Origin of the sequence: uncultured Aliiroseovarius sp., assembly GCF_947492455.1 — a bacterium.
Lineage (GTDB): Bacteria > Pseudomonadota > Alphaproteobacteria > Rhodobacterales > Rhodobacteraceae > Aliiroseovarius.
Window position 1 is genome coordinate 136,458 of the sequence record NZ_CANLNB010000002.1, and the last position, 21,683, is coordinate 158,140.

22 protein-coding genes and 1 tRNA gene are annotated in these 21,683 nt (G+C 59.7%); 15 read left to right on the forward strand and 8 right to left on the reverse strand.

The window, feature by feature from the left end; all coding sequences use genetic code 11:
* Nucleotides 1-89: 89 nt before the first annotated feature.
* The 15 genes from soxB to Q0677_RS04135 all read left to right on the forward strand — a co-directional run bounded on the left by soxB (nt 90) and on the right by Q0677_RS04135 (nt 14,694).
* Nucleotides 90-1,787 carry a thiosulfohydrolase SoxB gene (soxB, locus tag Q0677_RS04065; protein WP_298906134.1) on the forward strand — a complete coding sequence of 566 codons (1,698 nt, stop codon included), beginning with the start codon at nt 90-92 and terminating at the stop codon, nt 1,785-1,787.
* 82 nt (nt 1,788-1,869) lie between these two features.
* On the forward strand, nt 1,870-3,150 hold the full coding sequence (soxC, locus tag Q0677_RS04070; protein WP_298906136.1) for a sulfite dehydrogenase: 1,281 nt from the start codon (nt 1,870-1,872) through the stop codon (nt 3,148-3,150).
* Nucleotides 3,134-4,225, forward strand: a complete 1,092-nt coding sequence (locus tag Q0677_RS04075) for a c-type cytochrome (RefSeq protein ID WP_298906138.1) — start codon at nt 3,134-3,136, stop codon at nt 4,223-4,225. The genes soxC and Q0677_RS04075 overlap by 17 nt, the downstream gene beginning before the upstream one ends.
* A 143-nt stretch (nt 4,226-4,368) precedes the next feature.
* A complete protein-coding gene (locus Q0677_RS04080; RefSeq protein ID WP_298906141.1) occupies nt 4,369-5,079 on the forward strand; it encodes a c-type cytochrome in 711 nt (236 codons plus the stop codon).
* A 76-nt stretch (nt 5,080-5,155) separates the two neighbouring features.
* A complete protein-coding gene (locus Q0677_RS04085) occupies nt 5,156-6,430 on the forward strand; it encodes an NAD(P)/FAD-dependent oxidoreductase (RefSeq protein ID WP_133488641.1) in 1,275 nt (424 codons plus the stop codon).
* A gap of 199 nt (nt 6,431-6,629) precedes the next feature.
* Nucleotides 6,630-7,010, forward strand: coding sequence for a DUF302 domain-containing protein (locus Q0677_RS04090; RefSeq protein WP_298907481.1), 381 nt, complete (start codon nt 6,630-6,632; stop codon nt 7,008-7,010).
* Nucleotides 7,011-7,180: 170 nt separating this feature from the next.
* The gene (locus Q0677_RS04095; RefSeq protein WP_298906151.1) at nt 7,181-7,615 is read left to right on the forward strand and encodes a YeeE/YedE thiosulfate transporter family protein; all 435 of its coding nucleotides are present in this window, start codon (nt 7,181-7,183) and stop codon (nt 7,613-7,615) included.
* A gap of 12 nt (nt 7,616-7,627) precedes the next feature.
* Entirely contained in the window at nt 7,628-8,071 is a 444-nt protein-coding gene (locus tag Q0677_RS04100; protein ID WP_298906153.1) for a DUF6691 family protein, read from the forward strand.
* A gap of 39 nt (nt 8,072-8,110) precedes the next feature.
* A complete protein-coding gene (locus tag Q0677_RS04105; RefSeq protein ID WP_298906156.1) occupies nt 8,111-8,998 on the forward strand; it encodes an MBL fold metallo-hydrolase in 888 nt (295 codons plus the stop codon).
* Nucleotides 8,999-9,007: 9 nt separating this feature from the next.
* Nucleotides 9,008-9,337 carry a TIGR01244 family sulfur transferase gene (locus tag Q0677_RS04110; RefSeq protein ID WP_298906159.1) on the forward strand — a complete coding sequence of 110 codons (330 nt, stop codon included), beginning with the start codon at nt 9,008-9,010 and terminating at the stop codon, nt 9,335-9,337.
* Nucleotides 9,338-9,384: 47 nt separating this feature from the next.
* On the forward strand, nt 9,385-11,127 hold the full coding sequence (sulP, locus tag Q0677_RS04115; protein ID WP_298906161.1) for a SulP family inorganic anion transporter: 1,743 nt from the start codon (nt 9,385-9,387) through the stop codon (nt 11,125-11,127).
* Between the two features lie 96 nt (nt 11,128-11,223).
* Nucleotides 11,224-11,991 (forward strand): SDR family NAD(P)-dependent oxidoreductase, encoded by a 768-nt coding sequence (locus tag Q0677_RS04120; protein ID WP_298906163.1) that lies wholly within the window; start codon nt 11,224-11,226, stop codon nt 11,989-11,991.
* Nucleotides 11,992-12,059: 68 nt separating this feature from the next.
* Entirely contained in the window at nt 12,060-13,067 is a 1,008-nt protein-coding gene (dusA, locus tag Q0677_RS04125; RefSeq protein WP_298906166.1) for a tRNA dihydrouridine(20/20a) synthase DusA, read from the forward strand.
* Nucleotides 13,068-13,075: 8 nt separating this feature from the next.
* The gene (locus Q0677_RS04130; protein WP_298906169.1) at nt 13,076-13,900 is read left to right on the forward strand and encodes a sulfite exporter TauE/SafE family protein; all 825 of its coding nucleotides are present in this window, start codon (nt 13,076-13,078) and stop codon (nt 13,898-13,900) included.
* Complete coding sequence (locus tag Q0677_RS04135) at nt 13,894-14,694, forward strand: hypothetical protein (protein WP_298906171.1); 801 nt, start codon at nt 13,894-13,896, stop codon at nt 14,692-14,694. Before Q0677_RS04130 ends, Q0677_RS04135 begins: the two co-directional genes overlap by 7 nt.
* Here Q0677_RS04135 and Q0677_RS04140 read toward each other — a convergent pair.
* From Q0677_RS04140 to Q0677_RS04175, 8 genes are all read right to left on the reverse strand, one after another.
* On the reverse strand, nt 14,681-15,169 hold the full coding sequence (locus tag Q0677_RS04140) for a thioesterase family protein (RefSeq protein WP_298906174.1): 489 nt from the start codon (nt 15,167-15,169) through the stop codon (nt 14,681-14,683). The two genes, Q0677_RS04135 and Q0677_RS04140, sit on opposite strands and share 14 nt — an antisense overlap.
* A 34-nt stretch (nt 15,170-15,203) precedes the next feature.
* Nucleotides 15,204-15,277 (reverse strand) — tRNA-Gly (locus Q0677_RS04145).
* 52 nt (nt 15,278-15,329) lie between these two features.
* Nucleotides 15,330-17,372, reverse strand: a complete 2,043-nt coding sequence (locus Q0677_RS04150) for an ASKHA domain-containing protein (protein WP_298906179.1) — start codon at nt 17,370-17,372, stop codon at nt 15,330-15,332.
* 114 nt (nt 17,373-17,486) lie between these two features.
* The gene (locus Q0677_RS04155; RefSeq protein ID WP_298906184.1) at nt 17,487-18,656 is read right to left on the reverse strand and encodes a CoA transferase; all 1,170 of its coding nucleotides are present in this window, start codon (nt 18,654-18,656) and stop codon (nt 17,487-17,489) included.
* 166 nt (nt 18,657-18,822) lie between these two features.
* Complete coding sequence (locus Q0677_RS04160; RefSeq protein WP_298906187.1) at nt 18,823-18,948, reverse strand: hypothetical protein; 126 nt, start codon at nt 18,946-18,948, stop codon at nt 18,823-18,825.
* A 236-nt stretch (nt 18,949-19,184) separates the two neighbouring features.
* Nucleotides 19,185-20,255, reverse strand: a complete 1,071-nt coding sequence (locus Q0677_RS04165) for a methyltetrahydrofolate cobalamin methyltransferase (RefSeq protein ID WP_133488615.1) — start codon at nt 20,253-20,255, stop codon at nt 19,185-19,187.
* Between the two features lie 6 nt (nt 20,256-20,261).
* Nucleotides 20,262-21,200: a methylenetetrahydrofolate reductase gene (locus Q0677_RS04170; protein WP_298906197.1), complete on the reverse strand. Its 939-nt coding sequence runs from the start codon at nt 21,198-21,200 to the stop codon at nt 20,262-20,264.
* A 26-nt stretch (nt 21,201-21,226) separates the two neighbouring features.
* Nucleotides 21,227-21,523, reverse strand: coding sequence for a virulence factor (locus Q0677_RS04175; RefSeq protein ID WP_133488611.1), 297 nt, complete (start codon nt 21,521-21,523; stop codon nt 21,227-21,229).
* Between the last annotated feature and the right edge of the window lie 160 nt (nt 21,524-21,683).

Below are 21,683 nucleotides of genomic sequence, written 5' to 3' on the forward strand. Positions count from 1 at the left end.
GTGCCGGGCGGGGTTTTCTTTACTCGAACACATTCAAACCTCGGCATGAGTGAGGCGTGCAGGGGGATGAAAACCAAGGATAACCGCTCATGATTTCTCGCCGCGACTTTCTTCAGGTCTCGATGGCTGCGTCTGCGCTCTACGGCGCGTCGGGCTTTGGCAACTGGGCCAAGCTGGCCGCCCAGCAGGCGCTGACCCAAGATGACCTTCTGAAGTTTGATACGTTTGGCAATGTCAGCCTGATCCACATCACTGACATCCACGCCCAGCTGAAACCGATCTATTTCCGCGAGCCCGAGATCAATCTGGGTGTCGGCGCGGCCAACGGCCAGATGCCGCATGTGACCGGCGCGGATTTCCGTAAGGCTTATGGGATCGAGGATGGCTCGCCCAATGCGTATGCCCTGACCTATAACGACTTTACCTCGCTGGCGCAGGCCTATGGCAAGGTCGGCGGCATGGACCGCGTGGCAACCGTTGTGAACGCCATTCGCGCCGACCGCCCCGATGCGCTGTTGCTGGATGGTGGTGACACCTGGCACGGCTCGTATACCTGTCATCACACTGAAGGGCAGGACGTCGTCAACGTGATGAACGCGCTGAAGCCTGATGCGATGACCTTCCACTGGGAGTTCACGCTGGGCACGGAACGCGTTGAAGAGATCGTTGGTAACTTGCCTTTCGCCGCTCTCGGCCAGAACATCTTTGACGCCGAGTGGGACGAACCCGCCGAGCTGTTCAAGCCTTACAAGTTCTTCGAACGCGGTGGCGTGAAGGTGGCCGTGATCGGTCAGGCCTTCCCTTACATGCCCATCGCAAACCCGCGCTGGATGTTCCCGGAATACTCGTTCGGCATTCGCGACGAAAACATGCAGGCGATGGTCGACGAAGTGCGCGCCGCAGGCGCCGAGCTTGTCGTCGTCCTGTCGCATAACGGGTTCGACGTGGACAAGAAAATGGCCGGCCGCGTCAAAGGCATCGACGTGATCCTGTCGGGCCACACCCACGACGCGTTGCCCGAGCCGGTACAGGTCGAGCAGACCTTCATCATCGCGTCGGGCTCGAACTCGAAGTTTGTCAGCCGCGTCGATCTGGACGTGCGCGACGGCAAGATGATGGGCATCCGCCACAAGCTGATCCCGATCTTCGCCGACGTCATCACGCCGGACGCCACCGTCACAAAGCTGATTGACGACCAACGCGCGCCTTATAAGGCCGAGCTGGAAGAGGTGATCGGGCACACCGATACGCTTCTGTATCGTCGTGGCAACTTCAACGGCAGCTGGGATGACCTGATCTGTGACGCGCTGATCAACGAGCGTGAAGCCGATATCGCCATGTCCCCCGGCGTCCGCTGGGGTCCGTCGATCCTGCCGGGTCAGGCGATCACGCGCGAAGACATCTGGAACGTGACCTCGATGTCGTATGGCGAGGCGTATCGCACTGAAATGACTGGGGAATTCATCCACACCATTTTGGAAGACGTGGGCGACAACCTGTTCAACCCGGATCCCTATTATCAGCAGGGCGGTGACATGGTCCGCATCGGTGGCATGGGCTATCGCATCGACGTGTCGAAGCCGCAGGGTGAACGCATCACCGACATGACCCTTCTGAAAACCGGCGAGAAGATCGACCCTTCGAAGACCTATGTGGTCGCGGGCTGGGCCTCGGTCAACGAAGGGACGGAAGGGCCGCAGATCTGGGATGTGGTCGAAAGCCACATCAAGAAACAAGGCACCATCAAACTGGACCCGAACAACTCGGTCCAGGTGGTGGGCGCGTAAGTCATTGAACACCCGTCGTCGGGCCTGAAGGGCAGGGCGGCGGAACATTTTTAGCCAAACAGCCAAATAGGAGGTTTGACATATGTCGACTGAAACCAAAGGCACCGGGACCTCGCGTCGCGGTTTCCTGAAAGGGGCCGCCGCGACGGGCGCTGCCCTGGGCGCCGCTGGTGCGGCCCGCGCCGAAGGCGATCCGCTGATCACCGAAGTACAAGAATGGGCATCTGGTCTGGGCGAGGGCGTCGACGCCACGCCCTACGGTATGCCGATCGAATTTGAGGGCGACGTGATCCGTCGCAATGTGGAATGGCTGACCGCCGATACGATTTCCTCGATCAACTTCACGCCGATCCACGCGCTGGACGGCACGATCACCCCGCAGGGCTGTGCGTTTGAACGCCACCACTCGGGCGCGATCACGTTGAAGAAAGAAGACTACCGTCTGATGATCAACGGTCTGGTCGATACGCCGCTGGTGTTCACCTATGAAGACCTCGAGCGGTTCCCGCGTGCGCAACAGACCTTCTTCTTGGAATGTGCGGCCAATACCGGCATGGAATGGGCGGGCTCGCAGCTGAACGGCGCGCAGTACACCCACGGCATGATCCACAACATGGAATACACCGGCGTAACACTGCGGACCTTGCTGGAAGAGGCTGGTCTGGACGCCGCTGGCGATCTGAAAGACAAATGGGTTTACGTCGAAGGCGCCGATGCCTCGTCGAATGGCCGCTCGATCCCGATGGAGAAGGCTCTGGACGACTGTATGGTCGCGTTCAAAGCCAACGGCGAAGCCCTGCGGATGGAGCATGGCTATCCGGTGCGTCTGGTTGTGCCCGGTTGGGAAGGCAACATGTGGGTCAAATGGCTGCGTCGGATTGAGGTGATGGATAAGCCGGTTGAAAGCCGTGAAGAGACCTCGAAATACACGGACACGCTTGAAGACGGCACAAGCCGCAAGTGGACTTGGGCGATGGACGCGAAGTCTGTTGTCACCAGCCCCAGCCCGCAGATGCCGATCAAGCACGGCAAAGGCCCGCTGGTCATCACCGGTCTGGCCTGGTCTGGCCGCGGTGCAATCACTGCTGTCGACGTGTCGCTGGATGGCGGCGTGACCTGGCAAGAGGCGCGTCTGGCCGAACCGGGCAAGCCGATGGCGCTGACCCGCTTCTATCTGGACATCAACTGGGATGGATCCGAGATGTTCGTTCAATCGCGTGCGATGGACGACACTGGCTATGTTCAGCCCACCAAGGCGCAGCTGCGTGAAGTGCGTGGCCTGAACTCGATCTATCACAACAATTGCATCCAGACGTGGCACGTCAACGCAAACGGGGAGGCAAACAATGTCGAAGTTTCCTAAATTCCTGATGGCAGCTTCTGTTGCCGCTTTGACCGCCGCCCCCGCGATGGCTGAAAAGCTGGGCCTTGGCCGCGCTGCGACCGAAGCCGAGATCGCGGCGTGGAACATTGACGTGTTCCCGGACGGATCGAACCTGCCCGCAGGTAAGGGCGACGTCTGGACCGGTGAAGAAGTCTTCGCGGAAGCGTGTGCTGTGTGCCACGGTGAATTCGCCGAAGGTGCGGGCAACTGGCCGAAACTGGCCGGTGGCGCGGACACCTTGGACCATGAAGATCCGCTGAAGACGGTTGGTTCCTACTGGCCCTACCTGTCGACCACGTTCGACTATGTGCGCCGCTCGATGCCGTTTGGCGCAGCCGGCACGCTGTCAGATGACGACGTCTATGCGATCGTGGCCTATATCCTTTACTCGAACGATCTGGTCGACGACGATTTCGTCCTGTCGAAAGAGACGTTTCTGGATGTAGAGCTGCCGAACGCCGAAGGCTTCATCGTTGACGATCGTGCGGACACCGAATACGGCACATTCACCAATCGCTGCATGAGCGATTGTAAATCCGGTGCTGTCGAGATCACCGCCACCGTGGTGTTCCCGGGTGATCCGAACTCGGGCACGGATGCGACGCCGATCAGCCAGGCTGTGATGGGGACGGCTGCTGCCGCTGCCGCGCCTTCCGAAGCTGAAGTCACTGAGGCTGCAGCGGAAGAGCCTGCCGCGGATGAAGCCACAGCACCTGCCACTATGGAACTGGATGCCGAACTGGTCGCCAAAGGCGAGAAGGTCTTTAAGAAATGTAAGGCCTGCCACAAGGTTGGCGACAAAGCCAAGAACGGCACCGGTCCGATCCTGAACGGTGTCTATGGTCGCGCCGCGGGTACGGTTGACGGGTTCAAGTACTCGAAACCGATGCTGGCCGCTGCTGAAGGTGGTCTGGTTTGGGACGAGGCTGAACTGTCCGGCTATCTGGCCAACCCGCGCAAATACATGAAGGGCACCAAAATGTCCTTTGCGGGTCTGAAAAAGGACAAGGACATCGCTGCGATCTTGGAATTCCTTAAGTCGCACAGCCAGTAAGCTTACCACTCACGTAGCTAAAAAGCGGGCGTTGCAGATAATGCGGCGCCCGTTTTGTTATTGCGCAACATAATTTCCGCTTATGCATGCATTTGTATATGATTATTATTGAGTGGATGAGGCTTGCCGTTTAAAGTGTCCGCATGAACTGGATTAGAAACGCTGCGACTGGGCTTGCGGTTGCGATATGCGCCTCAACGCCTTCTTTTTCCAATGAAATCGGCAATGCCGAAGATGGTGAAAAACTCTGGAAAGAATGCAAGTCTTGCCATGCGGTTGGCGAAGGCGCCAAGAACCGTGTAGGGCCCCATCTGAATGGAATTTTCGGTCGTCGGGCAGGATCGGAAGAGGGGTTCAAATACTCCAACGGTCTGGCACGCATGGGCAAAGACGGCCTGATTTGGGAGTTCGATCTTCTGGATCGCTATATCGAAAACCCGAAGGCGTTCGCGTCCGATACACGCATGTCCTATCGCGGTTTGAAAGACGAACAAAAGCGGGCTGACCTGCTGGCTTTCTTGCGCCGTTACTCGGACAACCCGGGCGACATCCCGGAAGCTGCGCCCACCGTGGCGGGCACCGACCACGAAGTTGATCCGGCCATTTTGGCCATTCAGGGCGACCCGGAATATGGCGAATACCTGTCGTCTGAATGCACGTCGTGTCACCAGTTGACCGGCGATAACGACGGTATTCCGGGCATCATCGGCTGGCCTGCCGAGGATTTCGTGATCGCCATGCATGCTTACAAGGACAAGTTCCGCCCGCATCCAGTCATGCAGATGATGGCCGGGCGCTTGTCCAATGACGAGATTGCGGCTTTGGCAGCTTACTTTGAAGTTGTGGAGCCGTAATGTGCTATAAATAGATTACACTCAATCTATGGCACGCGAAGGTAGTGCGCTTACACAGCCAAACAGGGAGGAAAATATGAAGATTAACAGACGTTTGTTCATGGGCGGTGCGGCCGCCGGTGCAGCGGCGACAACGCTTACGGCGCCGATGGTGCATGCGGCAGGCCACGGCAAACCGAAGGTTGTTGTTGTTGGTGGCGGCGCAGGTGGTGCGACCGCGGCGCGCTACATCGCAAAGGACTCGAAGGGCGAAATCGAGGTCACTTTGGTAGAACCCAGCCGCAGCTATTACACCTGCTTCTTCTCGAACCTGTATATGGCGGGCTTCCGCGAGCTGGGCTCGATCGCACATAGCTATGGCAAACTGGCATCGGAATACGGCATCAACGTCGTGCATGACTGGGCCGTTGGCATCGACCGCGAGGCACGCACTGTGTCGCTGGCTGGTGGCGCCACGCTGAACTATGACCGTTTGATCCTGTCGCCGGGCATCGACTTTGTTGATGGTGCCGTTGAAGGCTGGGATGTCACCCATCAGAATGCCATGCCGCATGCCTATAAGGCTGGTTCGCAGTCCGAACTTCTGAAAGCGCAGGTCGAGGCCATGCCGGAAGGCGGCACCTTCGCGATGGTGGCACCGCCCAACCCGTTCCGCTGCCCTCCTGGCCCGTATGAACGGATTTCGATGATCGCGAACATCCTGTCGAAGAAGAACCCGACGGCGAAAATCATCATCGCGGACCCGAAAGAGAAGTTCTCGAAGATGGCGCTGTTCCAAGACGGTTGGTCGCGTCATTATGACGGCATGATCGACTGGATCGGCGGCGATTTCGGTGGCGGAAATGTGTCCGTAAACCCGCATGACATGACGGTTACCATCGACGGTGAGGAGACCAAGGTAGACGTCTGTAACGTCATTCCGGCGATGAAAGCCGGTAAGATCTGTGACATGGCAGGCATCACCGAGGGCAACTGGGCACCGGTCAACCCGCACACGATGCAAAGCCGCGTGGACGAAAATATCCACGTTCTGGGCGATGCCTCGTCGCAGGGTGACATGCCGAAATCGGGCTTTGCCGCCAACAGCCAAGCGAAAGTGGCCGCGATGGCGGTGCGTTCGGCGCTGACCGGGTCGAAACTGTTCCCAGCCAAGTTCACCAACACCTGCTGGTCGCTGATCAGTGATGAGGACGGCGTGAAAGTGGGCGCAAGCTATGAAGCCACGGACGAAAAGATCGCCAAGGTTGACGGCTTCATCAGCGCCGTGGGCGAAGACGCGGAACTGCGTCAGGCCACCTACGAGGAAAGCGTCGGCTGGTATGCCGGGATTACCTCGGACATGTTTGGCTGATTACCTTGCCAATATTCGCATGAGCGAATATGTTGAGATCAACGCGGGGTCCGGTTGTCCGGGCCCCGTTTTTGTAAGGGGCTTCGCGCGAACGGCCCTCAATTTAGGAGGAATACACATGCGCAAGATTCTTGGAACACTTCTGGTCGCCACTGCGGCCATTTCCGCCCCGGCTTTTGCGGACGGTCACGGTAAGCAGATGAGTGATCACGCCGTCACCTATGCGTTCAATGGCGACTTCGGTGATGCGACATTCGCGGTAGAGACCGCAATCGTGGGGCAGGGGCTGGTGATCGACTATGTCAGCCACACGGGTGATATGCTGGAGCGCACCAAGGGCGATGTGGGCTCGGACGTAACGATCTTTGAGGCTGCGGACATCTTCCTGTTCTGCTCGGCCAAAATCAGCCGCGAAGTGATGGAGGCTGACGCCGCCAACATCTCGTTCTGCCCCTACAGCATTTTTGTGACCGACACGAATGGCGAGGTGCGTGTTGGCTATCGTACCTATCCAGAAGGCGAAATGCAGAAAGTCCAAGCGCTTCTGGATGGAATCGTGCAGGAAGCAATCTCCGAGTAACGTCGATTTGGCTTGAAAACCAAGGCCCCGCGTGTCGCAATGACGCGTGGGGCTTTTGCTTGACGCAAGGTCGAGAGAAAAAACATTCAAAAAAGTGAATGTAACTCTTGTCCTGCCCGAATGAGCGCCCTAAGTTTAACACGCGAACAGAAATCCTGGTGAGGCATGACATGATCGAAACTGAATTCACACCGCTGGCAGCATCGCTCGGAGGCGCCTTGATTGGCTTGGCCTCGGTGCTTCTGATGTGGGTGCGCGGCAATGTTCTGGGGGCGACGGGCATTCTGACCGGTTTCATGCAACCCAGCAGCTCGGCCGACTGGGCGTGGCGTGCGGCCATCCTGGCGGGCATGGTCACCGGTCCGCTTGTCTACCTGTTCATCGCGGGGGAGTTTCCTGCAATCCAAGTGCCCGTCAGCAAGCTGTCCATGATCATCGGCGGCGTCATTGTCGGGATCGGCGTGACTTACGGGTCGGGCTGTACCTCGGGTCACGGTGTCTGCGGCATGTCGCGCCTGTCTCCGCGCAGCTTCGTCGCCACGCTTAGCTTTATGGCCGGGATCACCCTGATGGTGTTCGTCACCCGCCACATCTTTGGCCTGTAAGGAGGGACCGATATGCACTTGGTAGTCATCTATGCGATCGGCTTGATCTTCGGCCTTGGTATCTCGATCTCGGGCATGGCCAACCCGGCCAAAGTCCTGAACTTCTTCGACTTCGCAGGCATCTGGGATCCCAGCCTGATCTTCGTGATGGGCGCGGCCATTCTGGTCACGGCGCCGGGCTATTTTCTGGTTCTGAAGCGCCCAAAGCCGGTTTTCGGCAATGGCTTTACCCTGCCGGGCACCAAGCTGATTGATCGCCGTTTGATCGGTGGATCCTTCACCTTCGGTCTGGGCTGGGGGCTGGCTGGCTTCTGTCCCGGTGCCTCGCTTCCCGTGATCTCGACCGGCAATTCAGACGTTCTGATCTTCACCGCCTCATTCATCGTGGGCATCTTCATCGCCCGCTTCATGATCCAGCGCAGCGCTCAACAGCGCGACGCCGCAACAGCAAGCTAACTCCGGATCCCATTCCGGGCCCCAAGGAAAGGACATGTCATGACTGACTATCCCGTAAACACTGACCTGATCCCCGAAGTGAAAGCCTTCTTCGAGCCGGATTCGAACACGATTTCCTATGTGGTCAAAGATCCGACCTCGGATGCCTGTGCGGTGATCGACAGCGTCATGGACATCGATTACGCCGCCGGCCGGATTTCCTATGAGCACGCGGATGAGATCATCGACTATATCCAGTCCGAAGGTCTGAAGCTTGAATGGCTGATCGAAACCCATGTCCACGCCGATCACCTGTCTGCTGCGCCCTATATCCAGCAAAAGCTGGGCGGCAAGATCGGCATCGGCAGCCAGATCACTGTTGTGCAGGACGTATTCGGTAAGGTCTTCAATGAAGGCACCGAATTCCAGCGGGACGGCAGCCAGTTCGATGCGCTGTTCGAGGATGGCGACACCTACAAGATCGGCAATATGGACGTGTTTGCCATGCATACGCCGGGCCACACGCCCGCCTGTATGGTGCATGTGATCGGGAATGCCGGATTTGTGGGCGACACGCTGTTCATGCCCGACGGCGGCTCGGCTCGTGCTGATTTCCCGGGCGGGGATGCGGGTGTTCTTTATGACTCGATCCAGAAGGTTCTGGCGCTGCCCGACGAAACCCGTCTATTCATGTGCCACGATTACGGCCCCAATGGCCGTGACATTCAGTGGGAGACCACCGTGGCTGATGAGAAAGAGCACAACATTCACGTTGGTGCCGGGAAGACTCGCGAAGAATTCGTGAAGTTCCGCACCGAGCGGGATGCGCAACTGGATATGCCGCGCCTGATCATTCCTTCGCTTCAGGTCAACATGCGTGCGGGCGAAATGCCCCCCGCAGATGAGGACGGAAAAACCTTCCTGAAGGTTCCCGTAAACGCGCTTTAAGAGGTTCAAATGCAAACCAAGAAACTGGATGACGCCATCACGGTGGCCTATCAGATTGCGGTCGAGGATGTGCAAGCCATCCGCGATCAGGGGTTCACCGTCCTGATGTGCAACCGCCCGGATGGCGAGGATCCGGGGCAGCCGCTTTGGGAAGACGTGAAGTCTGCCGCCGAGGCAGTGGGCCTGAAGACTGCGTTCTTGCCGGTGGCCTCGCGCGACGATGCGATCGCCATGAAAGAGCCATTTAAGGCGGCAATGGACGCAGCGGACGGTCCGGTCTTTGCCTATTGCCGCACTGGCACACGGTGCGAAATTTTGTGGACGCTCGCAAACAGCTGATCCGGGGTGGCGCAAGCCAATCCCACTGAAATAAACGGAAATTTGCCATGAATGCGATCAAGGCTATGGCGGCGCGCGGCGCTGCCCTGGGACAATTCGTGCCTGTGTTAGACTGGGGGCGCCGCTATGATCAGGGGGCGTTCTCGGCCGATTTGCTGGCGGCGGTGATCGTCACGATCATGCTGATCCCGCAGTCCTTGGCCTATGCGCTTCTGGCCGGTCTTCCGGCCGAGATGGGGCTGTATGCCTCGATCCTGCCCTTGGTCGCCTATGCGATCTTCGGCACGTCGCGCGCCTTGGCCGTCGGGCCGGTCGCGGTGGTCAGCCTGATGACGGCGGCCGCCGTTGGAAACCTCGACCTGCCCAGCCAAGCCGACTATATCGCTGCGGCCATCACGCTGGCCTTCCTGTCGGGGCTGATCCTGCTTGTCATGGGCGTGTTCCGGTTGGGTTTTCTGGCGAACTTCCTAAGCCATCCAGTGATTGCTGGCTTCATCACGGCCTCGGGTTTACTGATCGCCACCAGTCAGTTGAAGCACATTCTGGGGATCGAAGCGCATGGCCATTCGCTGATCGACCTGTTCGGGTCGCTGTTCGTGCATTTGGGTCAGACCAATCTGATCACGCTGGTGATCGGCGCAGCCTCGGTCGCGTTCCTGTTCTGGGTCCGCAAAGGGTTGAAGCCGTTTCTGATGTCCTTGGGTCTTGGTAATCGTCTGGCAGATAGCTTGGCGAAAGCTGGCCCGGTGGCTGCAGTTGTCGCGACCACGCTGGTCAGCTGGGGCTTTGATCTGCAATCGAAAGGCGTCGCCATCGTGGGCGACGTTCCGCAAGGCCTGCCGCCTCTGACTTTACCCAGCTTTGACGCGGATCTATGGACCAGCCTGTTTGGCTCGGCGCTGCTGATCTCGATCATCGGGTTCGTTGAATCGATTTCGGTTGCGCAGACGCTGGCGGCCAAGAAACGACAACGCATCGTTCCGGATCAAGAGCTCGTGGGTCTTGGTGCGTCGAACATCGCGGCGGCCATGTCTGGTGGCTATCCGGTGACCGGGGGCTTCGCCCGCTCGGTGGTGAACTTCGATGCCGGGGCTGAAACCCCTGCCGCCGGAGCGTTCACCGCCATCGGCATCCTTCTGGCCGCCATGTTCTTGACCCCACTTCTGTATTTCCTGCCCAAAGCCACGCTGGCCGCGACCATCATCGTGGCGGTGCTGGGGCTGGTGGATTTCCACATCCTGAAAGCCACTTGGCGCTATCACCGAGCGGATTTCACCGCGGTTCTGGCGACGATCCTGCTGACCTTGGCTTTCGGTGTCGAAATCGGTGTCTCTGCCGGCGTCGTCCTGTCGATCGTGCTCTATCTCTACAAAACCTCGCGCCCGCATATCGCCGAGGTCGGCCTGGTCCCAGGCACCCAGCATTTCCGCAACATCGACCGGCACAACGTGTTGACCCACCCGGAACTGGTGACCCTGCGGCTGGACGAAAACCTCTATTTCGCCAATGCACGTTATATCGAGGATTACCTTCTGGCGCGCACCGGTCGCGGAGGCCTGAAACACGTGGTCCTGATGTGCTCGGCGGTGAACGAGATCGACCTGTCTGCGCTTGAAACGCTCGAGGAACTGGACCGGCAGCTCTCGGACAGCGGCATCACGCTCAGCCTGTCCGAAGTCAAAGGCCCCGTCATGGACCGCCTGCAGCGTACGGATTTTTTGGATCACCTGTCCGGTGATGTCTATCTGACGCAATACGCGGCGATGCGCGCGCTGGGACCGGTGACCTAAAGGCGACGCTGCGTCATCTGGGGCAGGGTGGTCGGATTTATTGAACGCTTGTGCAATTCTTGCTAGGGCCGACCCAACAGTTACGGAGGGTTCCCCATGCAGATTTCTGAGAACACCGTTGTCACCGTCTCGGGCGGGGCATCTGGTCTGGGCGGCGCAGTCGCCGAGGCGTTCGCCGCCGCAGGTGCCAAAGTTGGCATTTTCGACCTGAATGAAGAGGCCGGACAGGCCATGGCCGAAAAGCTGGGCGGTGCGTTCGCGAAGGTCGACGTGTCAGATGCCGCATCGGTTGCCGAAGGCTTCAAAACCCTGCGTGCAGCGTTGGGGCAAGAGCGTGTGATGGTGAACTGCGCAGGCATCGCACCCGCCGCGAAAACCCAGTCGAAGGGCGAACCGCATGACGCAGGCCTCTATGCCAAGGTCATTGGTGTGAACATGATAGGCACCTTCAACTGTGCTTCTCAGGCGGCAGCGGGCATGGCGATGGCCGACCCCGTCACGGATGATGGCGAACGTGGCGTAATCGTCAACACCGCCTCGATCGCGGCGATGGACGGCCAGATTGGCCAGTTGGCCTATGCGTCCTCGAAGGGCGGCGTGGTGGGCATGACCCTGCCCATGGCACGTGACCTAATGCGCGACGGCATCCGCGTGATGGCCATCGCACCGGGCATCTTCAAAACGCCGATGGTCGCCGGTCTGCCGCAAGAGGTTCAGGACAGCCTTGGTGCTCAGGTCCCGTTCCCCTCGCGTCTTGGTGACCCGGCCGAGTTCGCCGGCATGGTGCGCCATATCGTCGAGAACTCGTTCCTGAACGGCGAAGTGATCCGTCTGGACGGTGCCGTGCGCATGGCGCCGCGCTAAATCCAATTAGCCGGGGGCGGTCGACCGCCCTCTGGCATCCCGCGCGCGGATCGCCTATGTAGCGCGCGATGACTACGCATTCGACCATACGCCAAGCAGCCCGCCTGTCCGTCGCCCCGATGATGGACTGGTCCGACCGCCATTGCCGGTATTTCCACCGGCTGATGAGCCGTCACGCGCTGCTCTATACGGAAATGGTCACCGCACCCGCTTTGGTGCGGGGTGGGGCGCTGCATCTTCTGGATTATAATGCCGAAGAACACCCCGTGGCTGTTCAGCTTGGCGGCTCGGACCCGAAGGAACTCGCCGCGGCCACGAAGCTGTGTGTTGAGCGTGGCTATGACGAGGTGAACCTGAATGTGGGCTGTCCCTCGGACCGGGTGCAGTCGGGTACCTTTGGTGCAGTCTTGATGCGCAACCCGGGATTGGTGGCGGACTGTATGGCTGCCATGAAAGACGCGGCGCAAGATATTGAAGTCACAGTGAAATGCCGTATCGGTGTAGACGAGCAAGAGCCCGAAGAGGTACTGCCGGACTTCCTTGAAACGGTCCAAGCCGCGGGTGTGAACCGCTTTACCATCCACGCGCGCAAAGCCTGGCTTCAGGGGCTCAGCCCGAAGGAGAACCGGGACATCCCCCCATTGGACTATCCGCTGGTGCACCGGATGAAAGAGGCCTTTCCGGATCTGCATCTGTCGATCAACGGTGGCATCACGACGCTCGAGGAAACCCGCGCGCATCTGGACGTCATGGACGGTGTGATGATCGGCCGAGCCGCCTATCACGACCCGGCAACCGTGCTGCTGGACGCTGATCAACAGATCTTTGGCGACACCACCCCCGGACGCTCAGCGCATGAGGTGGTCGAGGCGATGTATCCCTATATCGAAGCGCGCTTGGCCGAAGGCCTCCGTCTGCATTCGATCACTCGCCATATGCTGGGCATCTTCACGGGCCGCCCGGGCGCCCGCAAATGGCGGCGCATTCTGTCAGAAGGCGCGCCGAAACCCGGGGCAGGGGTTGCGTTGGTCGCCGAAGCCCTGTCATCTGTGCCAGAACACGTCCCTGCCGACTGAGGCCGTCTATGCCTGATCTCTCACTCCTTTTGCCCATGACCGCGCTTTTGGCCGCGATCGGGGCTTTTGCGGGTGTCTTGGCCGGGCTTTTGGGGGTTGGCGGTGGGATCGTGCTGGTGCCCGCATTCTTCTACGCCTTCTCGGCGCTTGGCTATGGCTCAGACCAACTGATGCAGATCTGTCTGGCGACCTCTTTGGCGACGATCATCGTGACGTCGGTCCGTTCGGTCTTGTCGCACAATGAAAAGGGTGCCGTGGATTGGGATATCCTGAAGGGCTGGGCGCCGGGGATTGCCGCGGGCGCACTGATCGGTGTGATCATCGCCTCGGGCCTGAAATCCGTTGTTTTGCAGGCGATTTTTGGCGTTCTTGGCCTGTGTATCGGCGCGTATTTGGGGCTTGGCAAAGCCCATTGGCGGCTGGCTGAAGATATGCCTAAAGGCCCAAAAGTGGCCATGCTCGCGCCCGTTCTGGGTTTCCTGTCAGTCCTGATGGGGATCGGAGGCGGCAGCTTCGGCGTGCCCCTGATGACCCTGCACGGACGGCCCATTCACCGGGCTGTGGCGACCGCTGCGGGATTTGGCGTGCTAATCGCCGTGCCCTCGGTTCTCGGGTTCCTGTTTGTCCAGATCGACCCAGTGGGACGGCCCCCTTGGACCATCGGCGCCGTGAACATGCCGGCCTTCGTCTTGATCGTGTCGATGACCCTGTTCACCGCACCCTTGGGCGTAAAGCTGGCTCATGCAATGGATCCGAAGCCACTTAAGCGCGTATTTGCCGTGTTCCTGACACTCGTTGCGTTGAACATGCTGCGGAAGGCTTTGGGATGGTAGATGCCCTGCGCTCGGCGTTTGACCAGAACGGCTGGGTCAAGTTTGACTACGACGACGCCGTCGCCGCGTGGGTGGATCACGTCACACCGCTGGCGCGTGAAACGCGCAATGATCCCGACCAGATCGCAAAATGGCTGCGCGCCAATGGCACATGGTTTGTCGGCGTGAACGCCATCGCCAATGACGGGCAGGGACGTATCGGGGATGGGCCTGCGCTGACCGGCCAACTGCGTGATTTTATCGAGGCCCGTTTTGGGTGGCATGACTTGGACCGGGCGCAGGTGTCGATCACCTATCCCGGCTACCCTCAGAAAGACCCGCACGAGACCGATGCCGGGTTTCGCTATCGCCGCGACCGCGATGCTGCGCACTTGGACGGGTTAAAGCCCGAGCTGCCGGGCGGCGGGCGCTGTGTGGACGAGGCGCATGCCTATGTCGTCGGCATCCCCCTAAACCACACGGATGACCGCGCCAGCCTGTTGGTTTTGTGGGAGGGCAGCCATCTGATCATGCGGAAAGCGATGCAAGAGGTGTTTGCGGACGTGCCCGCCGAGAAAATGCGCCGGCATGACGTCACCCAAGCCTATCAGGCGGCGCGGCGCGAGGTGTTCGAGACCTGTCCGCGTATCAAAGTTCACGCCACGCCCGGCGAGGCCTATTTGCTGGATCGCTTCACGCTACATGGGGTCGCCCCGTGGCAGGATGGGGCAGAGGCCCCGGCCGAGGGCCGCATGATCGCCTATTTCCGTCCGGATCTGCCCGGCGGCGTGTCCGACTGGCTTACCCGGCCTTAGTGGCCCCGTCCGCCGTCAATGCGGCAATCACCGCGGGGCTGAGCGGGCGTTTGGTCTTGCCGTCCTGTTCCAGCGTGACAATCACGGTCTCGCCCGAACAGCGCAGCTCGCCTTCAACCCAGACGCCGTATTCCAGCACGAACGAGCTGTTGCGGAAACTGGTACAGCGCGCCGTGACGACGAAGGTTTCGCCCAGAAACATCGGCTTGAAGTAGCGGGCTGCGTTGGTGGCCAGCACGACCTGCGGATCGTCTTCCGAGTCGTAGCTGGTGACCGCATGGGCGTGGAAATAAGGGATGCGGATGTCCTCGAACCAGCGCAGATAGACGATGTTGTTCACGTGGTTCAGCGCGTCCAGCTCGTGAAACCGCACGCGGTCCGCTTGTCCGAAATTCCAACCCTCGGGCACGCCCGCGCGTTGCAACTGCTGTGCTGTCAGCGGTGTGACAAGCGGAGGGTCTGTGTGGACGAACATGGAAACCTCGACGGGTGGCGCTGGGGGGAAGGCTTGGAGCGGGTGAAGGGAATCGAACCCTCGTCGTCAGCTTGGGAAGCTGCTGCTCTACCATTGAGCTACACCCGCCTTACCCCTTGAGCTAAGCCAAGGGGCAGGGAATTTCAAGCGCTTATCGGATTTAGCCCCGGCGACGACGTCGGCGACGGCCGCCACCTTCTTCCTCTCCGCCACCCGTGTTGAAGCTGGGCTCGGGCAGGTCGACGACCGAGCGCAGGATCGGGAAGGGATCGGCCGAGTTCGGCATGGCCGAGGCGTTGACGAAATGCTCTTGGAACTTCTCTTCCACAGCGGTTTCGATCTTAGTGATTTTGCGGACGGTGTCCTCGATTTCGGCCCGTGCGGCGCGGTTCAGAAGCGCGATGCGCGCGCCTGTGCCCGCAGCGTTCCCCGCCGAGGTCACCTTGTCCAGCTCGCAATCCGGGATCATGCCCAGCACCATCGCGTGCTTGGCCGAGATATGCGCGCCAAACGCGCCCGCCAGCACCACGCGATCCACTTTGTCGACGCCGCGTTTGTCCATCAGCAGGCGTGCACCGGAATAAAGCGCCGCTTTGGCCATCTGGATGGCGCGGATGTCGCCATTGGTGACGGTGATCGGCTTCTGATCTTCGTCCCCATCCCACAGGAGATAGGCATTGGTGCGGCCATCTGCAATACAACGCTCGGTCCCGGTTTGCTCGGCCGAACCGATCAGCCCGCCTGCATCCACCAGACCAGCCAGACGCATCTCGGCGATCACCTCGATAATACCAGAGCCACAAATGCCCGTGACGCCAGTCACAGCGGTCGCGGCGGCAAAACCCTCTTCATCGGACCAGATGTCGGACCCGATAACTCGGAAACGGGGTTCTTTGGTGACGGGGTCGATCTCGACGCGTTCGATGGCCCCGGGGGCGGCACGTTGACCTGCACTGATCTGCGCGCCTTCGAAGGCGGGGCCGGTGGGCGAGGAACAGGCCAACACGCCGTCCTTGTCGCCCAGCAGGATCTCGGCATTGGTGCCTACGTCGACGACTAGTACGAGGTCGTCGGACTTGTCCGGGGCTTCGGACAGGGCCACGGCGGCGGCATCTGCTCCCACATGGCCCGCGATACAAGGCAGCATGTAGAGACGGGCGAGGGGATGGATGGTCAGATCCACATCCATCGCCCGCAAACGCAGCGCGTCCGAGGTCGCCAGCGCGAAGGGCGCTTGCCCCAGCTCGAACGGGTCAATGCCAAGGAACAGGTGGTGCATGACCGGATTACAGACCACGACCACATCCATGATCAGGTGCTTGTCGATCTCGGCATCCGCGGCGATCTGGGTGAAAAGCGCATTCATCCCTTCGCGCACTGCATCGGTCATTTCTTGTGCGCCGTTTGCGTTCATCATCGAATAGCTGACGCGGCTCATCAGATCTTCGCCAAAGCGGATTTGCGGGTTCATCAGACCTGACGAGGCGACAACCTCGCCGGTTGACATGTCACAGAGATGCGCGGCGATGGTGGTCGATCCAAGGTCCACAGCCATGCCATAGACGCTGCCTTCGTGATAACCGGGCCAGACATGCATGACGCGGGGCGGGTTTTCTTCGTCTCCCAGATGGACCGCGACGGTGACCTTCCATTCGCCTTTGCGTAGGCAGGGTTGTAGCGACGAAAGAATGTGAAGATCAGCTCGTACGCCTTTGATCTCCCACTGTTTTTCGAGTGCGGCTACAAGGCGTTCCAAATCGCCCGAGGGTTCGTGCATGTCGGGCTCTTCAACCTCGACATAGAACAATTTCACGACCGGATCCAACGTGATGTCTCGGGCCTCGGCGCGTTTGCGGACCACCTGTTTGTGGACCTGGCTTTCTGGCGGCACGTCGACCACGACGTCGCCCTGCACCGTGGCTTGACAGCCCAGTCGACGGCCCTTGGGGAGGCCGCGAATATCGTCATAGCGCTGCTCGACCTTGTTCCATTCCGACAGGGCGTCCTCTTCGACGGTGACGCCGTGCTTTGGAAACTCGCCAAAGCTGGGGGTGACCTGACATTTCGAACAGATGCCACGCCCACCACAGACCGAGTCCAGATCCACGCCCAATTGGCGGGCTGCGGTTAGAATGGGGGTGCCAACCGGGAAGCGGCCCCGTTTGCCCGAGGGGGTGAAGATGACCAAAGGATCCTGAGACATTGCGCGCGTCTTTCCTGTTGATTTTCCATCAATTTAGGCGACACACCGGCATGCGCAATGCCTGCTTGCGGCATAAATGGACGGGAAACGCCGTTTTTTGTCTGTGCTGGGCAATCAGCGCTCTTGTTCTGCCAGCCAATCCAGAATTTCGGCACGATCCCCGTCCAAAAGAGGTGCAGCGCCGGGATCCTGTGTGTCGTCCAGGCTGCTCATCTTGATCGGATTTCCTGCTGCGATGAACGGCTTGCCACCATCCGGGGCGGGCAGGTGTTTGACCATGTTGCGCGCCAGGATTTGCGGGTCTTGCATGGCTTCGGCGACGTTCTGAATTGGTCCGCATGGGATACCTTCTGCGGTCAGAAGCTCAAGCCAATGCGCGCGTGATTTTCCAAGGGTTACGGTCTCGATCCGGCGGCGCAGAAGCTGCACATTTTCACAGCGGGCGAGGTTGTTGGCGAATTCGGGGCGGGTGGCCCATTTCGGTTTGCCAAGCACATTGCACAGCTTCCCGAACAGAACGTCGTTGCCGCAAGCGATGACCATCAATCCATCGGCCGTATGATAGGTCTCGAACGGGGCGATAGAAGGGTGACGGGCACCGGAGGGCTCGGGCGGCGTGCCGGTTTCGCCGGTGATGGCAATCGCGTGTTCGATGATCGCCAACTGGCTGTCCAGCATCGCCACATCGACTTTCTGCCCCTTACCGGTCTTTTCACGCTGATAGAGCGCGGCCAGAAGCCCGTGGCCCAGAAACATGCCGGCAACAATGTCGCCGACCGAGGCCCCAACCCGTACGGGTTCGCGGTTCTTTTCGCCAGTGATCGACATGACGCCTCCACGCGCCTGTACCACCATGTCATAGGCTGGTTTTAGGGCGTCGGGCCCCGTGTGGCCAAAGCCCGAAACGGCGCCATAGATCAGATGCGGGTGGCGTTTGGACAGGGTGTCATAGCCATAGCCCAGCCGCTCCATCACGCCGGGGCGGTAGTTCTCCATCACCACATCGACCTGCGCCAGAAGCCGTTCGAAGACGGCGCGATCCGCCTCGTCCTTCAGGTTCAGGGCAATTGATTGCTTGTCGCGGTTGATCGTCGCAAAATAGGCGCTGTGCCCGTCGCGAAATGGCGGGAAATGCCGCGTGTCATCGCCGGTACCGGGCTGCTCGACCTTGATCACCTTCGCCCCCAGATCCGACAGGATCATCGAGCAATAGGGTCCCGCCAGAACATGGGTTAGGTCCAAAATTGTGATCCCTTCAAGCGGAGGGCGGTTGGGTTTCGACACGATCAATGTCCTTCTGTTCGCAGCGTTCTGGGACAGATAGCGCTCTCGTTATGGTGGTTTCCTTGCGGGAAATCAAATCTCTGGACCAGTTTTTGCATCCGCTCTGTAACATCCGCGCAAAAAAAAGCCCGCGACAAGCGCGGGCTTTCTTTGGGGTAAACCACCATTACATGGGGTTGCCCATTTTGTCATAGGTCGGCTCGGCGACGACCATGGGCTCGGGCTCGGGCTGGGTGGCGCAAGCGGCAAGGGTGGTCATCGCAACCAGAAGAAGCGTAGCGGTAACTTTCATGGATTTAACTCCGGCGTTATAGATCTAATTCGTGCGTTAAAAGCCCCGTGGTCCCCGAAATAAAATGTCCCGGGACGGAACAGCGAACAAGGTTGATGATAGGCAAGTTCACAGATGACGCAAGCCAGAGCGGCGTCAAAGCGCGTTTTTTCCATGATTTTTGTGGATTTGGCACACATCAAAAGGAAAAGGCCCACCAAAATGGCGGGCCTTTGCATGTGTTTTATGTATCAGCCTTAGCCGCGACGGCGACGGCCACCGCGGCGGCCACCAGCACCACCGGCTTCGCCAGCAGGCTTGTTGAAGGCGATCCAGTTGGCGCCACCTTCGTCGTTGTTGGTCAGGAAGTTGGCGGCGCGGATGGCCTCCATTTCCTTACCTGCACGCGGCTTGGTCGAGCCCAGGTTGAAGATCTGGCAGATGGTTTCGTCATCCATGTCGTCCGGGATGATGATGCCCTTGGCTTCGATCTCGGCGCGTTTCTCTGCGAATTTCTTCGGACCCAGCGGGATTGCGACCGGGTTCATGATCGCCGAGGTCATACCGGTGGCCATGGCCATCGGCAGGAAGGCGTTGTTGATGCCGTGACGGTTCGGCAGACCGAACGAGATGTTCGACGCGCCACAGGTGGTGTTCACGCCCAGCTCGTCGCGCAGACGGCGGTTCAGTTCGAAGACCTGAAGGCCGGCAGTGCCCATTGCGCCGATGGGCATCACCAGCGGGTCAACCACGATGTCGTGGGCGGGGATGCCATAGTCAGCTGCGCGTTCCACGATTTTCTTGGCCACCGCAAAACGCACTTCCGGGTCTTCCGAAATGCCGGTGTCGTCGTTCGAGATCGCAACAACAGGCACGTTGTACTTTTTGACCAGCGGCAGAACCATTTCCAGACGCTCTTCTTCGCCGGTGACCGAGTTCAAAAGAGGACGCCCGTTGGCGGCTTCCAGACCTGCTTCCAGCGCGCCGGGAACCGACGAGTCGATGCAGAGCGGGCAGTCGGTGACAGCTTGCACGGTCTCGACCAGTTTGCGCATCAGGTCGGGCTCGACAAAGTTGTTGTCGGCATAACGCGGGTCTTCGGCCATTTTGTTCGAGAACACAGCGCCCGAGTTGATGTCCAGAATGGTCGCGCCAGCAGCAACTTGTGCCAGAGCGTCGGCCTCAACGCGGCTGAAATCGTCGCGCTCCAGCTCTTCGTTCAGGATTTTGCGGCCAGTCGGGTTGATGCGCTCGCCGATCACGGAAAACGGCTGGTCAAAGCCGATGATCGAAGTCTTGGTCGCGCTTTCGACGATGGTACGGGTCATTCTTGATTATCCTTTGGTCGCGTTGACGGGGGCGGTGTTGTCTCCGCCATGCTCGATGGCCCAGTTGGCGTTGGTCTTGATCCCGCCCAGCGGGAAGAAGTGCACTTGGGTGATGTTGAAGTCGGGGTTGGCAGCTTTGTGCAGCGCCAGATCGTTCAGAACCTCGGTCGGCTCGTGCGGCAGAAGCAGCTTCGACACGTCCTTGGCGCGCTTTTGCAGCACTTTCAGGGACGGACCCACGCCACAGGCGATGGCGAACTTGATCATGGTCTGCAGTTTGGCCGGACCCGCGATGCCGATATGGATCGGCAGGTTCATACCACGCTCGGCCAGCTCGTTGGCCCATTGGATGACGGGCTCGGCCTCGAAGCAGAACTGGGTGGCCAAAGCCATCTCGGCGTCAGTGCGTTTCGAGAACTCTTGCTTCCAGTCCAGCGCCGCATAGGTGTTGGCACGACCGCCATTGGGGTCGATGTCCAGGTTCGGCTCGGGGTGACCGGCAACGTGCAGGTTGGTAAAGCCCGCCTGATCGAACAGGCCGGTTTCCAGCAGCTGCATCGAGCTGTCGAACTCGCCATGGGGCTCGGCCACGCCACCAGCCAGGATCAGGCCCTGTTTGACGTCAGCTTCACCTTGGTACTGGGCAATCCAGTCGGCCAGAGTGGCTTTGTCTTTGATGATACGCGCCGGGAAATGCGGCATCGCGTCGAAGCCTTCTTCCTTCAGGCGTTTTGCGGTGGCGACCATGTCCTCGATCGGCGTACCTTCGATATGGGCGATATAGACACGCGTGCCTTCGGGCAGAAGATCACGGAAGTCTTCAACTTTGCCTGCCGTGCGTGGCATGACTTCAATCGAATAGCCCTTCAGGAAGGCCTGAAGTTCGGGGGATGCGGCATTGGCCTGACCTTCGGTCGGCTTCTTGCGGAAGTTCAACAGCGCCATGGCTGCCTCCTTGATAGAGGGTGGGATCAAGCCCATCCGTCGTTGCCAATCAGAGCGCGCAAACGCTCGTTGTCATATTCCGCGTCCAAACGCGCAGCCTCGGCCGTCGCGATCTCTTGCGGGTCACCTTCGACAGAGAAGGGGTCAGCCTTGCGCCATTCCGCCAGATAGGCGTCGCTGTCTTTCGCGTTCACCTTCATGGCGGCCCGGTCAATGGCCTGTTCGAACCGCTCGGGCAGGGGGGCTTTGGTCCCACGGCGCCCTTTGCCCACGATCACCTGGGCGGGGATATCCCTCCAATAAACGATGGTGACGTCTGGCATTGCGATTCTCCCTTTTCTTCGTCCTCTATTCGTAGTCGCGCATGACCCGTGCCTTGTGTCGATTTTCGACACGCCGCGTTTCACAAGCGACTTCACAGGCTTCACGGGGGTCGCGTTCGGACGTTCCGCGCCAAAGGCATACGAAAAACGAGCGGCAGAG